Origin of the sequence: Bradyrhizobium sp. HKCCYLRH1034 (assembly GCF_051168375.1) — a bacterium.
GTDB lineage: Bacteria > Pseudomonadota > Alphaproteobacteria > Rhizobiales > Xanthobacteraceae > Bradyrhizobium.
Map to the genome: position 1 here is coordinate 305,967 of NZ_JBNPUW010000002.1, position 13,446 is coordinate 319,412.

The 13,446-nt window shown below is 64.7% G+C and carries 15 protein-coding genes; 10 read left to right on the forward strand and 5 right to left on the reverse strand.

Going from position 1 to position 13,446, the window contains the following annotated elements:
• Positions 1–30 precede the first annotated feature (30 nt).
• From ACQR0W_RS05245 to ACQR0W_RS05260, 4 genes are all read left to right on the forward strand, one after another.
• Positions 31–447: a ribulose bisphosphate carboxylase small subunit gene (locus ACQR0W_RS05245; RefSeq protein WP_315714341.1), complete on the forward strand. Its 417-nt coding sequence runs from the start codon at positions 31–33 to the stop codon at positions 445–447.
• Positions 448–617: 170 nt separating this feature from the next.
• Positions 618–1,562 (forward strand): CbbX protein, encoded by a 945-nt coding sequence (cbbX, locus tag ACQR0W_RS05250; RefSeq protein ID WP_316186807.1) that lies wholly within the window; start codon positions 618–620, stop codon positions 1,560–1,562.
• A complete protein-coding gene (locus ACQR0W_RS05255) occupies positions 1,559–2,281 on the forward strand; it encodes an HAD-IA family hydrolase (RefSeq protein WP_316186774.1) in 723 nt (240 codons plus the stop codon). The genes cbbX and ACQR0W_RS05255 overlap by 4 nt, the downstream gene beginning before the upstream one ends.
• A gap of 148 nt (positions 2,282–2,429) precedes the next feature.
• Positions 2,430–3,122 carry a TetR/AcrR family transcriptional regulator gene (locus ACQR0W_RS05260; protein WP_316186775.1) on the forward strand — a complete coding sequence of 231 codons (693 nt, stop codon included), beginning with the start codon at positions 2,430–2,432 and terminating at the stop codon, positions 3,120–3,122.
• A 9-nt stretch (positions 3,123–3,131) separates the two neighbouring features.
• Here the strand turns inward: ACQR0W_RS05260 and ACQR0W_RS05265 are convergent, their stop codons facing one another.
• The gene (locus ACQR0W_RS05265; protein WP_315714344.1) at positions 3,132–3,719 is read right to left on the reverse strand and encodes a PepSY domain-containing protein; all 588 of its coding nucleotides are present in this window, start codon (positions 3,717–3,719) and stop codon (positions 3,132–3,134) included.
• A gap of 614 nt (positions 3,720–4,333) precedes the next feature.
• On the opposite strand from ACQR0W_RS05265, the gene ACQR0W_RS05270 reads away from it, so the two are divergent.
• Complete coding sequence (locus tag ACQR0W_RS05270; protein ID WP_409977953.1) at positions 4,334–5,149, forward strand: lytic murein transglycosylase; 816 nt, start codon at positions 4,334–4,336, stop codon at positions 5,147–5,149.
• A gap of 95 nt (positions 5,150–5,244) precedes the next feature.
• On the opposite strand, the gene katG is transcribed toward ACQR0W_RS05270, so the two are convergent.
• Complete coding sequence (katG, locus tag ACQR0W_RS05275) at positions 5,245–7,425, reverse strand: catalase/peroxidase HPI (protein ID WP_434840586.1); 2,181 nt, start codon at positions 7,423–7,425, stop codon at positions 5,245–5,247.
• A gap of 229 nt (positions 7,426–7,654) precedes the next feature.
• Here katG and ACQR0W_RS05280 point away from each other — a divergent pair, with 229 nt between their 5' ends.
• A complete protein-coding gene (locus ACQR0W_RS05280) occupies positions 7,655–8,584 on the forward strand; it encodes a hydrogen peroxide-inducible genes activator (RefSeq protein ID WP_315714347.1) in 930 nt (309 codons plus the stop codon).
• Positions 8,585–8,624: 40 nt separating this feature from the next.
• Here the strand turns inward: ACQR0W_RS05280 and ACQR0W_RS05285 are convergent, their stop codons facing one another.
• Positions 8,625–8,942, reverse strand: coding sequence for a hypothetical protein (locus tag ACQR0W_RS05285; RefSeq protein ID WP_316169196.1), 318 nt, complete (start codon positions 8,940–8,942; stop codon positions 8,625–8,627).
• Positions 8,943–9,125: 183 nt separating this feature from the next.
• Between ACQR0W_RS05285 and ACQR0W_RS05290 the strand changes: the two genes are divergently transcribed.
• The 3 genes from ACQR0W_RS05290 (at position 9,126) to ACQR0W_RS05300 (ending at position 11,341) form a co-directional block, all read left to right on the forward strand.
• Positions 9,126–9,548, forward strand: coding sequence for a hypothetical protein (locus ACQR0W_RS05290; protein WP_315714349.1), 423 nt, complete (start codon positions 9,126–9,128; stop codon positions 9,546–9,548).
• Positions 9,549–9,730: 182 nt separating this feature from the next.
• Positions 9,731–10,297: an HPF/RaiA family ribosome-associated protein gene (locus ACQR0W_RS05295; protein ID WP_316169195.1), complete on the forward strand. Its 567-nt coding sequence runs from the start codon at positions 9,731–9,733 to the stop codon at positions 10,295–10,297.
• A gap of 51 nt (positions 10,298–10,348) precedes the next feature.
• Complete coding sequence (locus ACQR0W_RS05300) at positions 10,349–11,341, forward strand: ribose-phosphate diphosphokinase (protein ID WP_315714351.1); 993 nt, start codon at positions 10,349–10,351, stop codon at positions 11,339–11,341.
• Between the two features lie 22 nt (positions 11,342–11,363).
• On the opposite strand, the gene ACQR0W_RS05305 is transcribed toward ACQR0W_RS05300, so the two are convergent.
• Positions 11,364–12,290, reverse strand: coding sequence for a hypothetical protein (locus tag ACQR0W_RS05305; protein WP_316169194.1), 927 nt, complete (start codon positions 12,288–12,290; stop codon positions 11,364–11,366).
• Positions 12,291–12,531: 241 nt separating this feature from the next.
• Between ACQR0W_RS05305 and ACQR0W_RS05310 the strand changes: the two genes are divergently transcribed.
• A complete protein-coding gene (locus ACQR0W_RS05310) occupies positions 12,532–13,194 on the forward strand; it encodes a phosphoribosyltransferase (protein ID WP_316169193.1) in 663 nt (220 codons plus the stop codon).
• Between the two features lie 11 nt (positions 13,195–13,205).
• On the opposite strand, the gene ACQR0W_RS05315 is transcribed toward ACQR0W_RS05310, so the two are convergent.
• The gene (locus ACQR0W_RS05315; protein ID WP_315714354.1) at positions 13,206–13,424 is read right to left on the reverse strand and encodes a ChaB family protein; all 219 of its coding nucleotides are present in this window, start codon (positions 13,422–13,424) and stop codon (positions 13,206–13,208) included.
• Positions 13,425–13,446: the final 22 nt, after the last annotated feature.

Genomic DNA, 13,446 nt, shown 5'->3' on the forward strand with positions numbered 1-13,446 from the left:
CCCGTTTCAGCGATATCAGGAGACATCAACATGCGCGTGACCCAGGGTTGCTTTTCTTTCCTGCCCGATCTGACCGACGAGCAGATCTCCGCTCAGATCCAGTATTGCCTCGAGAAGAATTGGGCCGTGAACATCGAGTTCACCGACGATCCGCATCCCCGCAACACCTATTGGGAGATGTGGGGCCTGCCGATGTTCGACCTGCGTGACGCTGCCGGCATCATGCGCGAGCTGACCGAGTGCCGGAAGATCTACGGCGACCGCTACATCCGCATCTCGGCCTTCGATTCCAGCCATGGCTGGGAATCGACCCGGTTGTCCTTCATCGTCAACCGGCCGCAGAACGAGCCGGGCTTCCGGCTCGACCGGCAGGAAACCGTCGGGCGCAATCAGCGTTATTCGACGCGGTCCTACGCGGCCGAGCGCCCGGAAGGCCAGCGTTACTGATCCCTGGCGGGCGGAGGTCGCTGCTGCGTCTGCGGGTCTGCGGCGTGGCAGGGATCTCCGCCCGGAGCGGCCATATCACCTTGTATTTGCCGTTGCTTCGTTGTTGCCAGGTTCGCAATCGAACGCACGGCGATCTGATGCGAACGTCCAGAACGGAGCACCAGTCGATGATGCAGGCCACGCAGACGGACACCACCGAGGCGACGCCGGTCGACACCGTCGACCTGCGCCGCGAGTTCGAGAGCGTCGATATTGCGCCGGTGCTGGAGCAGCTCGACCGCGAGCTGGTCGGGCTCACCCCGGTCAAGACGCGAATCCGCGAGATCGCGTCGCTGCTGATGATGGAGCGGATCCGCCGCAAGATGGGGCTGGCGACGACGTTTCCGACCCTGCACATGTCGTTCACCGGCAATCCCGGCACCGGCAAGACCACTGTCGCGCTGCGCATGGCCGGCATCCTGCACCGGCTCGGCTTCGTGCGCCGCGGCCACGTCATCAGCGTCACCCGCGACGACCTCGTCGGCCAGTATATCGGCCACACCGCGCCGAAGACCAAGGAGGTGCTGAAGAAGGCGATGGGGGGCGTCCTGTTCATCGACGAGGCGTATTATCTCTACCGTCCCGAGAATGAGCGCGACTACGGCCAGGAGTCGATCGAGATCCTGCTACAGATCATGGAGTCGCAGCGCGAGGATCTCGTGGTCATTCTTGCCGGCTATGCCGACCGGATGGAGAAGTTCTTCCAGAGCAATCCCGGCTTCCGCTCGCGCATCGCCCACCACATCGACTTCCCCGACTATTCGGAGGCCGAGCTGCTGACGATCTCCGAGATGATGCTGGAAGGGCAGAATTATCGCTTCACGCCGGAGGCCCGCGCCGCTTTCGAAAGATACATCGCCGTCCGGCGCACTCAACCCTTGTTCTCGAACGCGCGCTCGATCCGCAACGCGCTGGATCGGATCCGCCTGCGCCAGGCCAACCGGCTGGTGTCGCGGCTCGACCGCGTGCTGACGTCCGATGACGTGATGTCGATCGAAGCCAGCGACGTGCTGGCAAGCCGCGTGTTCGCCAAGGGGGCCGACGCGGGAGGCGGCAGGGTGGAGGTGCAATCATGAGTCTGGCTCTGGTGAGGAACGCGCCGCTCGACGACCTCCGGCGCCGCATCGCCGACGCCGGCGCACTGATCTTCGACGTCGACGGCACGATGGCCGAGACCGAGGAGATCCATCGCGAGGCCTTCAACGAGGCGTTCGTCGCGGTGGGCATCGACTGGCACTGGGGCCGCCGCATCTACAAGGAGCTGCTGCGTGTCACCGGTGGGAAGGAGCGCGTCCGTGTGTTCGACCAGATGCGGCGCACGGGTCCTCCGCTCAGCGACGCCGTCGTTGCCCGGCTTCATCGCATCAAGACGGAGCGGTTTGCCGCGCTGATGGCCGACAAGGGCTGCCCGTTGCGCCCGGGCGTTCAAGCATTGCTGGAGGCTGCCTCGGCCCGCGGGCAGCGGCTCGCGATCGCGACGACGACCACGCGCGCCAATATCGATGCCCTGTTGGCGCCCGTGCTGGGCGCGAACTGGGAGGCAGGATTTGCCGCCGTCGTGGCGGCCGACGATGTCGTGCGCAAGAAGCCTGCGCCCGATGTCTACCTGGAGGTCTTGTCGCAGCTCGATCTCCCCGCGGCCAGTTGCATCGCGATCGAGGACTCCGGTAACGGGTTGATGGCTGCGACCCGCGCCGGCGTTCCCGTGCTGATCACGCGCAGCCTCTACTTTCATGACGACGCGTTCGACGGTGCGCTCGCCGTGTTCGACGATCTCGGGGAGCTTGTTACCTGAGGTATTTTGAGGTGCTTGTGCTGATGCGTTGCCGATTATGTACGCCACCATGCGCATAGCCGCGTGGCGTGGTCGTTCTATTGCCGTCTCGACAAGAACGTGTAATCCCTTGACGACATCTCTTCATGTCGAGTCGAGGTCGTTGAGTATGGCCCGCACGCAGGCCAAATTGAAACGTACGGACGTTGCACGCACGGAAGCGTTTCGCGGGCGGGTGGGACGGCCGCCGAAGGCGCTGGCTGGAAATATCGAGGAACGTATTCTGGACGCTGCGCGCGCGGTGTTTCTCGAGCGCGGCTTTGACGGCGCCAGCATCGACGAGATCGCCGAGCGCGCCCCCGCCAGCAAGCCGACGATTTATGCCCGATACACCGGCAAGGCCGCCTTGTTTGCCGCCGTCGTCGCGCGCTCCATCAACGACGTGATGAATCTCGGGTCCTACGCGCCGGTGGCCGGCACCGCACAGGAAAAGCTGGTTGGACTGGCCATCGCCATCGTCGATCGGGCGCTGAAGGACTCGCTGGGATTGTTACGGGTCACGATCGGGGAGGCTTACCGGTTTCCCGATCTCAGTTGTCAGTTTCATGACGTCTCGCGCAGGCGGGCCGCCCATGCCGTGGCGGTGCTGCTCGGCGAGACGATCGGCGCCTCGGCCACGACCGCCCGCCGGACGCCGTCGAAGGCGTCGGCCGCTTCTGCCGAGATCTTCATCGATCTGATCGTCATGCCGGTGATCATGCGCTCGCTCATGGGCGAGAGCGAAAGGACGATCCGCAGGGAGCTGCCCGGCTTCGTCCGTGACCGGGTCAAGACGTTCCTGGCGCTGCAGCCGAAGGTCTGAGCAGCGCGATCAGCGTCGCCGGAGCGATGACGGCTCGAGCGTCACCTGCTTGAGATCGTTGCCGCTGACGACGACCACGACGAAGGCGAGCTTGCCGTCCTTGTTCATCAGGCCGCCACTGATCGCCCGGCCGGCCGCCGAGCGCTCGGCGATCCGAATCGCGTCCGACATCTTGAGCCGGACCGTGGTGAGGGCAGCCAGGCTGTTACGGTCGCTTTCGCTCAGTCCATCCACGGTGGAGAACAGCACGCTGTTGCGCACCTTTGCCGTGGTGCCGTCGATGTCGGATTCCCAGATCCGTCCGCTCTGCAGGGTTCGGACCTTGTAGACGGGGGCGTCGAGCCCACCCTCGAAGCTGATGTCCGCGGTCTTGGAGCCCGGATGAATCCTTTCGGCGATCCGCAGCGCCTGGTGCAGTGACACCTCCGTCCGCCGGAACTTGTCGAGCTCGCGATCGATCGTCTCCTGGCTCAGTGCCGGATCGGTGGAGGCTGACGGATCCCTCTCGGTCTGCATGCCGGAGCCGGTCCCGGCGACCGCGTGCGCCAGGGGCGCCCATGACAGCAGGATCAAGGTCAACAGAATGATTCGTTTCATGACGGCCTGCTGTCTCCGATCTCGGTCGGTGCTTGTAGAGCATTCCCTCGGAAAACGGTTGTGGTAAAACGAAACTGTATCGTTTTATAATTAAGGGCGGCGCATATGTCAAGGTTACGGGTACCGGCGGCGTCATGTAGTCGGTGTCGACGCCGACGCCGTGGCCCTCGGGGATGGAGGGGCGATCGCCGTCGTGTTGAAGGCCAATCCATTGTGCCTGGCGAACTGATAGGTGGCGGGAGATAGCTCTGGATCTCGCGTTTGCTCGTCATGGCCAGCGAGCGGATCGCGATCGCCTTGGCGCTGCTTTCGACCGGCTGGAAACCGGTGGACGTCCGGCAGGTCATGATGATGTAGATGGCGCTGATCACGATTGCGGGAGCTGCGTCCTTGGAACCCGCACGGCCACGCATGTCGATGGGCGGCTGCGCAATCACGGGTGCTCGGCGCGTTCATCTGCGGCTAATGCGCCGCCGGCTATGATTTTCTTCCATTTCCGATAGGTTGTCGCCGTTTCAACCGGGAGCGGCCGATATTGCCGCGCAGCGGCGTCCGATGTCCCGATAGGGGTCACGATGCAGGCCGCATCGGCGGACGCGACCAGAGGAGTCTGAATGATTAAGCGCCGGGCCATGATCACCTTCACGTTCACCGTCGCGACGCTGCTCGCAGCCTGCGGCGGCGTTGCGCAAGCGGCGCAGTGCGGTTCGTCGCCGGCGGGGTTCGAGGCGTGGAAGCGCGAATTCAGCGAGGAGGCGCGGGCGAAGGGCGTCGGCGGCGCCGCGATCGCCGCGCTGATGCAGACCAACTACGCCTCCGCGACGATCGCCGCCGATCGCGGCCAGCGCAGCTTCTCGCTGTCGCTCGATCAGTTCCTCGCCAAGCGCGGGGCTGCTGCGATCGTCGCGCGCGGCCGCCAGCTCAAGCAGTCGCAGGCGGCGATGTTCGCCTCGATCGAGCAGCGTTACGGCGTGCCGCCCGGACCGCTGATCGCGATCTGGGGCATGGAGAGCGCGTTCGGCAGCCAGCGCGGCAATCAGCACATGCTGTCGTCGATCGCGACGCTCGCCTATGACTGCCGCCGTCCGGAGTTCTTCACCGACCAGCTCTATGCCGCGCTCAAGCTGATCGACCGCGGCGTGCTCTCGGGCAACACCCGCGGCTCGATGCATGGCGAGGTCGGGCAGACGCAATTCATGCCGAAGAACATCCTCGCTTACGGCGTCGGCAATCTCGACGTCGCCGCCAACGCGCTGGCCTCGACCGCGAACTTCCTGCGCGCCAACGGCTGGAAGGCAGGCGCCGGCTATCAGCCGGGCGAGCCGAACTTCGCCGCCATCGAGGCCTGGAACGCCGCCGGCGTCTATCAGAAGGCGATCGCGCTGATGGGCCGCCAGATCGACGGCGGCGGCTCGGCCGCGGCGCGCTGACGGGCCCGCGACTGATAGACATGTCCAATGAAAAAAGCGGCGCTTCATCACTGAAGCGCCGCTTCTCTTTGGTGTCGGTCAGTCGGCTTGTCGCCTTAGACCTTCAGATCGAACCGGTCGAGGTTCATCACCTTGGTCCAGGCGGCGACGAAGTCCTTGACGAACTTCTGCTTGGCATCCGAGCTTGCATAGACCTCGGCCAGCGCGCGCAACTGCGAGTGCGAGCCGAAGATCAGGTCGGCGCGGGTCGCCGTCCACTTGATCGCGCCGGACTTGCGGTCGCGGCCCTCGAAGGTGTGCTCGCCCTGATCGACCGGACGCCAGGCCACGCCCATGTCGAGCAGGTTGGCGAAGAAGTCGTTGGAGAGCGTCTCGGTCTGCTCGGTGAACACGCCATGCTTGGAGCCGTTGGCGTTGGCGCCGAGCACGCGCAGGCCGCCGACCAGCACGGTCATCTCCGGCGCGGTCAAGGTGAGCAGTTGCGCCTTGTCGACCAAGAGCTCCTCGCCCGACAGCCACTGCTTGCCGCTGAGATAGTTGCGGAAGCCGTCATGGGTCGGTTCGAGCACCGCGAACGACTCGACGTCGGTCTGCTCCTGCGAGGCATCGGTGCGGCCGGGCGCGAACGGCACGGTCACCTCGACGCCGGCCTTCTTGGCGGCCGCCTCGACGCCGGCATTGCCGGCCAGCACGATCAGGTCGGCGAGCGAGATCTTCTTGCCGCCGGAGGCCTGCGCGTTGAACTCCTTCTGGATGGCCTCGAGCGTCGAGAGCACCTTGGCGAGCTCGGCCGGGTTGTTGACCGCCCAGTCCTTCTGCGGAGCCAGGCGAATGCGCGCGCCATTGGCGCCGCCGCGCTTGTCCGAGCCGCGGAAGGTCGAGGCTGAGGCCCAGGCCGTCGACACCAGTTGCGACACCGACAGACCCGAGGCGAGGATCTTCGCCTTGAGCGCCGCGACGTCCTTGTCGTCGACAACGGGATGATCGAGCGCCGGCACCGGATCCTGCCAGATCAGGTCCTCCTTCGGCACCAGCGGGCCAAGGTAACGCACCTTCGGACCCATGTCGCGATGGGTCAGCTTGAACCAGGCGCGGGCGAAGGCGTCGGCGAACTGATCCGGGTTCTCCAGGAAGCGGCGCGAGATCTTCTCGTAGGCCGGATCGAAGCGCAGCGCGAGGTCGGTGGTGAGCATCGACGGCGCATGCCGCTTCGACTTGTCATGCGCGTCCGGCACCGTGTTGGCGCCGGCGCCGTGCTTCGGCTTCCACTGATGCGCGCCGGCCGGGCTCTTGGTCAGCTCCCACTCGTAGCCGAACAGATTCCAGAAGAAGTTGTTGCTCCACTTGGTCGGCGTCGTCGTCCAGATCACTTCGAGGCCGGAGGTGATGGTATCGCCGCCCTTGCCCGAGCCGTACTTGCTGGCCCAGCCGAGACCCTGCTGCGCGATGTCGGCGCCTTCCGGCTCGGCCCCGACCAGCGACGCATCACCCGCGCCGTGGGTCTTGCCGAAGGTGTGACCGCCGGCGATCAGCGCCACCGTCTCTTCGTCGTTCATCGCCATGCGGGCGAAGGTCTCGCGGATGTCGCGCGCGGCAGCCAGCGGATCGGGATTGCCGTTCGGGCCTTCCGGGTTGACGTAGATGAGGCCCATCTGCACCGCAGCGAGCGAGCCCGCGAGCTCGCGGTCGCCGCTGTAGCGCTCGTCGGCGAGCCACTTGCCCTCGGGGCCCCAATAGATGTCCTGCTCGGGCTCCCAGGTATCGGCGCGGCCGCCGCCGAAGCCGAAGGTCTTGAAACCCATCGATTCCAGCGCGACGTTGCCGGTCAGCACGAACAGGTCGGCCCAAGAGATCTTCTGGCCGTACTTCTGCTTGATCGGCCACAGCAGGCGGCGGGCCTTGTCGAGGTTGGCGTTGTCTGGCCAGCTGTTCAGCGGCGCGAAGCGCTGCTGGCCGGTGCCGGCGCCGCCACGGCCGTCGCCAATGCGATAGGTGCCGGCGGCGTGCCAGGCCATGCGGATGAACAGCGGACCGTAATGGCCGAAATCGGCCGGCCACCAGTCCTGCGAATCGGTCATCAGCGCGTGCAGGTCCTTGACCAGCGCGTCGAGATCGAGGCTCTTGAATTCCTTGGAATAATCGAACGCCTCACCGAGCGGATCGGAGAGGTTCGAGTGCTGATGCAGCACCGACAGATTGAGCTGGTTCGGCCACCAATCCTTGTTCGAAAATCCCTTCAAGCCGCCCGAGAACGGGCACTTGCTGACGTCATCCATGTTTCTCTCCTGACGTGATCGTCATGGTTCCCCCCTGGGGTGGGAGCCGGGACCCTACGCGGCTGCTTCGATCAGGGGAAATTGAGATTGGTGATCGCAACGATAAGATTATCTGATGAACCTGGTCTGACACCATTCAAACGCATATGGACACGGTGCATGACCGCTGCATCTCAAGATTGTGGTCAGGGAAAATTGACTCCGCGGCGGTGAACGATAAGATAAACTGATGATACATTTGACGATGCGGCAGCTTCGCTATTTCGATGCGCTGGCGCGTCTCGGCCATTTCGGCCGCGCCGCGGAGGCCTGCGCGATCTCGCAGCCGGCGCTGTCGATGCAGATCAAGGAGATGGAGGACGCGCTTGGCGGCGTGCTGCTGGAGCGCAATGCGCGCCAGGTGGTGCTGACGCGATTCGGCGAGCAGCTCGCCGAGCGCGTGCGCGAGATCCTGCGCTCGGTCGATGAGCTCGGCGATTTCGCCCGCGCCTCGCGCGACAAGCTCACGGGCCGGCTGCGGCTCGGCATGATCCCGACGATCGCGCCCTATCTGCTGCCCAAGGTGATCGGGAACCTGACGCGCAGACATCCCGAGATCGACATCCACGTCCGCGAGTCCAAGACGCCGAAGCTGATCGAGGAACTGGTCGAGGGCCGCCTCGATGCCGCGATCGTCGCGCTGCCGGTGTCGGAGCCGTCGCTGACCGAGGTCGCGCTGTTCGCGGAGAGCTTCCTGCTGGTGCGGCCGCCGGAATATGAAGGCGCGGCGGTGCCGAGCAGCGAGATGCTGCGCGAGATGCGGCTGCTGTTGCTGGAGGAGGGGCACTGCTTCCGCGACCAGGCGCTGTCGTTCTGCAACATGCAGGCGCCGCGCGAGATGCTCGATGCCTCCTCGCTGTCGACCCTGGTGCAGATGGTCGGCGCCGGCATGGGCGTGACGTTGATTCCGGAGATGGCGGTCGGCGTCGAGACGCGGTCGGCGTCGGTGTCGCTGGCGCGCTTCGCCGATCCGCAGCCGCAGCGCACGGTCGGCATGGTCTGGCGCAAGACCAGCCCGCTCGCCAAGCAACTGATGCAGATTTCCGAGATCGTCGGCAGCGCGGCCGAGGGTCTGCGCAAGCAGGCCGCGGCAGCGCAGGGCCGCAAGCGGCGAAGCTGATCCTTCGGGACCATCCCGTCCGAGGCGGCCTTGTCCTTCCTTAAGGAAGGACATCCTCCACGAAATTGGCCTTGATCGCATCCGCTGCTGTGCTCGTGTTGTCGAGCCAGCTCGCCTTGGCTGATAGCAGCGGCACGGGTGGCAGCAGCGCCGGCGCCTCCCGCGACGCGACAACCTCAACGCCGGGCGGACCCGGAAACGCGACGGGGACGACCGGAATGGGATCGGGCGCGGCGGGAGCCACCGCTGCGGCGGGGAACGGATCGGGGCGCACGCCACCGGCGCCGAATGACGCCACCGGCTTGCTCGACAACAACAGCCCGAGCACCGGCGCCGACAATTCCGGCAGCTCGAGCAATCTCGGCCGGCATTGAAGGGATGTTCGCCGGCGATCGCGCTTTTGCAATGGAACGGTCGCGCCGACAGGTGGTTCGTAGCGACGAGCAGCTCATTTGCTCGTCGCCGCGATCGCGGCGGAGGACTGCGCCGGATGACCTTCGCGGCAGTCATGCGTGATGACCTTGGTCGAGGAGTCCTTGCGATGCGAAGCTTGAACTATGTGGGAGCGCTGGCCCTGTCCGGCGCAATGCTGGCCGGAGCGAGCGCTCCGGCGTTGTCTGCACCCGTCGCTGCGCTGTCGGCCGCGGCGAAGGCCGACGTTGCGCCGCTCAGCACGGTTCAGGTCCGCTATGGCGGCTGGCATGGCGGCGGCTGGCGTGGTGGCGGTTGGCGTGGCGGCGGCTGGGGCTGGGGAGCAGGCGCGCTCGCGGCCGGCGCGCTTCTCGGCGCCGGGATCGCGGCGACGGCATCGCCTTATTACTACGACGATCCCTATTATTATGGCCCGCCCTACGGCTATGTCGGCGTCGGCTACGGGCCGTATTACGGCCGTCCCTACTATGCCCGTCCGTATTGGCGGCATCGCTATTATGGCTGGGGTGGTCCGTGGGGCGGCCCCTGGTGAGATCGGCTGATTGGTTCCGGATGCCCTGTCGTCTGCGCGAGCGATCGCGCAGACGATTTCGTGTTTGCTGCGAGCTGATCGTGATCGCGTGGCAGCCAGAACGCTAAAGGCAAGTTGATCTTGCTCAAAGCTGCTCCTCGCTCCCGTGCTCCAATAAGTTCGACACGGGAGAGGAGCCGGAAATGCAAACACCAGTTCAAATCGAATTTGAAGGGATTCGCGTCTCCGCTGAAATCCGGGCTGCCGTTGAGCAACATGTCGCGGAACTGGAGAGCCGCTTTGGCCGGATCACTGCGGCGCGCGTCATGGTCAAAGGTCCGGGTGGTCATCACCAAACCGGCGGTCAATATCTGGTGAGCGTTCGGCTGGCGCTGCCCGACGGTCGGGAAGTCCACGTTGGACGTACCCCGAAGCTGGATGAACGGTACGTCGACTTGACATTCGCCGTGGACAACGCATTCAAACGCGCGCGTCGACAACTGCAGGACCGGGCGCGACTGATGCGTGGCGATGTCAAGACGCACGAGCCTCAACCGATCGGAACCGTTGCGCGTATCGATCCAAGCGGCCAGTTCGGCTTTCTGGAAGCCGCCGACGGCCACGAAGTCTATTTCAACTGCAATAGTGTCGTTGATGGTGGACCAAGCATCGTGCCCGGCACCCGCGTAAGCTACGTCGAGGAGATCGGAGAGAAGGGACCGCAGGCGAGCACGGTCAGAATGCTCGGAAAACATGGGCTGCGGGCTTAGATCGGCGGCTGAGATGCGAGCGGCGAGCAGGTTTGACGTTGGAGGTGACCGATGATTGGTGATCGCCTGCGTTTGTTCTGTCTTCATGGCACGGAAGGGCTTGGCGAAAAAATCGCTCACGCGCTTGGATGCCGTCTCGCCGCTGTCGAAGAACGCAGCTTCGAGGACGGCGAACACAAGGTGCGGCCGCTGGAGGTTGTCGCCGGCTGCGACGTCTACGTTCTGCACAGCCTCCATGGCGGTCCTGACGAGAGTCCGAACGACAAGCTGTGCCGGTTGCTGTTCCTGGTCGGAGCGTTGAAGGATGCCGGTGCTGCGCGGGTGACGGCGGTCGCACCGTATCTGTGCTATGCGCGAAAGGATCGTCGCACTAAGGCCAATGACCCCGTCACGATCCGTTATCTTGCGACCATGTTCGAGGCGATCGGTGTTGACGCAGTGGTGACCCTCGAAGTTCACAACGAGGCCGCGTTCGAGAACGCGTTCCGTTGCCCATCGGTAGCGCTGAGCACGGCGCCGCTCTTGATCGGCAGGATCAAGGCGATCGCGGCTGATCGGCCGATTGCCGTGGTTTCGCCGGATCTCGGAGGCGGCAAGCGCGCGGACCTGCTCCGCGAGGTTCTGGGGAAAGCGCTCGGCCGTCCGATCGGCAAGGCATTCGTGGAGAAGCATCGCAGCTCCGGCGTCGTTTCGGGCGACTTGTTCGCCGGAGAGGTGGCGAACGCGCTGTGCGTGATCGTGGATGATCTCATCAGCAGCGGTGGAACCCTGGTGCGGGCGGCGAAGGCGGCCCGTGCCCATGGGGCCGAAGAGGTGATAGCTTGCGTGGCGCACGGCTTGTTCATGCCGGGCGCGGCAACGACGCTCGCCGACCCTGCGATCGGCCGCATCATCGCGACCGACAGCGTGCCACCGTTCAGGCTTCCGCCGGGCGCGGTTCGCGATAAGCTCGAGATTGTCTCGGCGGCGCCCCTTCTCGGAGAGACCATTCGTCGGCTGCACCACAACGAGCCGCTGACGGAGCTGCTTCCGTATCAGGATTGATCCCCGCAATTCAAATTCTGGCTCACGCCGTGAGCTGCCGCTCAAGCTGCGCTGCGTCCGCCTTGGCAAGTTTGAGATAGGTGCGCGCCAGCCGCGGCCATTTTTCCGGCGTCCGTGGATGGGCGTCGGCGAGATGAGCGATGGATAGCCTGGCGCGCAGCATGGCGCGGCCAATCCGATAGAACAAGAACAGTCCGCTGGCCGGGTCATCATTGAGCTGGACGGCCAGATATCGCCGAAGCCTCTCACCGACCCACGGTCCTCCCAGTCGAGCGCATTCCAAGTGCAGGAAGGCAATTTCGTCCAGTGCATCCGACGTCCGCAAGCGGGCATTGAACTCCAGGCAGTCGATGATGGGGAAGGGAGGGCTCAACCAGATATGTTCCGGCCGCAGATCGCCATGGCCGTCGAGGACGAGCCGGTGATGCACCCGCTGCGCCAGTAGATCGGTCCGCTGCCGCAGGAAACGGCATTGCAGGTTGGCGATGCGCTCGATGGTGCCGCGGGGCAGGTCGAAGGCCGACTCGAGCAAACCTCGCCGATCCGCCAGAACTGCCTTTTGCAGGGTCACCATGTAGCTCTCCGGATTGATCATGATCCGGCGCGCATGCGAATAGAAGCGGCTCAAGCGACTGGCCAAACCATCGATCTGGGCCTGGGAGACCTTGCGATTGCGAAGCCCGACTTCGAGCGTTTGGCCTTCGTCGAGCCGGCGCATGACGACGAGCCAATCAACGATGTGTCCGCCTCCTCCGATGGCGTAACCACCCGGCGCAGCCGTCAGCGGCACCACGCCGTGATAGACGTCGGGCGCCAGCCTTCGGTTCAGCGAAACCTCAGCGCGGCAGGCCTCTGCGCGGCGCTCAAGGCTGGAGAAATCGAGATATGGAAAATGAACCGGCTTCTTGAGCTTGTAGACGCGCTCGTCAACCATGAAGACCCAGGACATGTGGGTCTCCCGCGTGATCACAGCGTCGGGCGCCGGGACATAACTGTCCGGCCGGCTGAGAAACGCCACCTTGCGAGCAAGAGCGGTCGCGCTGCCATTCTCAGCGTCCTCGCCCCAGGGTTCATTCTGCCATCCGGGCATATGATGCCTATCGCCAATCGAGGCCGCCGGCAGCTTGATACGGATCAATAGCAGTGGTTGTCCGGCTCATATCCTGCCTCTCTTCCGCATGAGGTCTGCCATGCTGTTCCAGAACCGAACCGATGCCGGCCGGCAACTCGCCGAGGCGCTGCTCGAATACAAGGGGCGGCACCCGGTCGTTCTTGCGCTGCCACGCGGCGGCGTGCCGGTTGCGGCGGAAGTCGCAGCAGCCCTCAATGCGCCACTCGATCTGCTGCTGGTCCGCAAGATCGGGCTGCCGGGGCAGCCGGAGCTCGCAATGGGCGCCATCGCGGATGGTGAGGGCATGACCACCATACGTAACCAGGACGTGATCGAGCTATCCGGCGTCACCTCCGAAGAATTTGAGGTCGTCTGCAGGGAGGAACGTGCTGAGATCGAACGGCGCCGCAAGCGCTATCTGGGCGATCGGGCTCGCGCCGAAGTCAAGGGGCAGGTTGCGATCATCGTCGATGACGGCGTTGCGACAGGCGCAACCACGCTTGCCGCCATCAAGGCTGTTCGGAAGCAGGAACCGAGAGAGCTCGTGCTTGCGGTCCCGGTCGCGCCGCCGGACGCCATCAGGAAATTGCATGCGGAAGTCGATGCCGTCGTCTGCCTGCATGAGCCTCAGGAGTTTGGCGCGATCGGCTATTTCTATCGCGACTTTCATCAGGTCAGCGACGACGAGGTGATTGCCACTTTGAGGCAGTTTCCATCAAGCAGATCCATGCACGCCTCCTGACGAGCCGGCATCTAGTGGTCGTGGGGCAGCGGCTCCCAGCGGTCGCCGACCTTCACGTAGGATCGCTTCACCGCTGCCCAGGCTGTGCGGTGAGCAATCTCTTCCTGCCGTTCGTCTTCCGCATGGGAGGCAAAGGCGTGGTTGAATGCTTCCCGATAGATGTCCTGCGCGTGCGATGGGAGGTGAGCGCGAACAGCAGGGGGAAGATCGATGTTTGTGCGATAGGGCATGGCTCTTGCCTCGGACGCTCAC

Coding starts and splice junctions, on each gene's coding strand:
- ACQR0W_RS05245 (WP_315714341.1), top strand. CDS start 31: ATGCGCGTGACCCAGGGTTGCTTTTCTTTCCTGCCCGATCTGACCGAC.
- cbbX (WP_316186807.1), top strand. CDS start 618: ATGCAGGCCACGCAGACGGACACCACCGAGGCGACGCCGGTCGACACC.
- ACQR0W_RS05255 (WP_316186774.1), top strand. CDS start 1,559: ATGAGTCTGGCTCTGGTGAGGAACGCGCCGCTCGACGACCTCCGGCGC.
- ACQR0W_RS05260 (WP_316186775.1), top strand. CDS start 2,430: ATGGCCCGCACGCAGGCCAAATTGAAACGTACGGACGTTGCACGCACG.
- ACQR0W_RS05265 (WP_315714344.1), bottom strand. CDS start 3,719: ATGAAACGAATCATTCTGTTGACCTTGATCCTGCTGTCATGGGCGCCC.
- ACQR0W_RS05270 (WP_409977953.1), top strand. CDS start 4,334: ATGATTAAGCGCCGGGCCATGATCACCTTCACGTTCACCGTCGCGACG.
- katG (WP_434840586.1), bottom strand. CDS start 7,425: ATGGATGACGTCAGCAAGTGCCCGTTCTCGGGCGGCTTGAAGGGATTT.
- ACQR0W_RS05280 (WP_315714347.1), top strand. CDS start 7,655: ATGATACATTTGACGATGCGGCAGCTTCGCTATTTCGATGCGCTGGCG.
- ACQR0W_RS05290 (WP_315714349.1), top strand. CDS start 9,126: ATGCGAAGCTTGAACTATGTGGGAGCGCTGGCCCTGTCCGGCGCAATG.
- ACQR0W_RS05295 (WP_316169195.1), top strand. CDS start 9,731: ATGCAAACACCAGTTCAAATCGAATTTGAAGGGATTCGCGTCTCCGCT.
- ACQR0W_RS05300 (WP_315714351.1), top strand. CDS start 10,349: ATGATTGGTGATCGCCTGCGTTTGTTCTGTCTTCATGGCACGGAAGGG.
- ACQR0W_RS05305 (WP_316169194.1), bottom strand. CDS start 12,290: ATGTCCTGGGTCTTCATGGTTGACGAGCGCGTCTACAAGCTCAAGAAG.
- ACQR0W_RS05310 (WP_316169193.1), top strand. CDS start 12,532: ATGCTGTTCCAGAACCGAACCGATGCCGGCCGGCAACTCGCCGAGGCG.
- ACQR0W_RS05315 (WP_315714354.1), bottom strand. CDS start 13,424: ATGCCCTATCGCACAAACATCGATCTTCCCCCTGCTGTTCGCGCTCAC.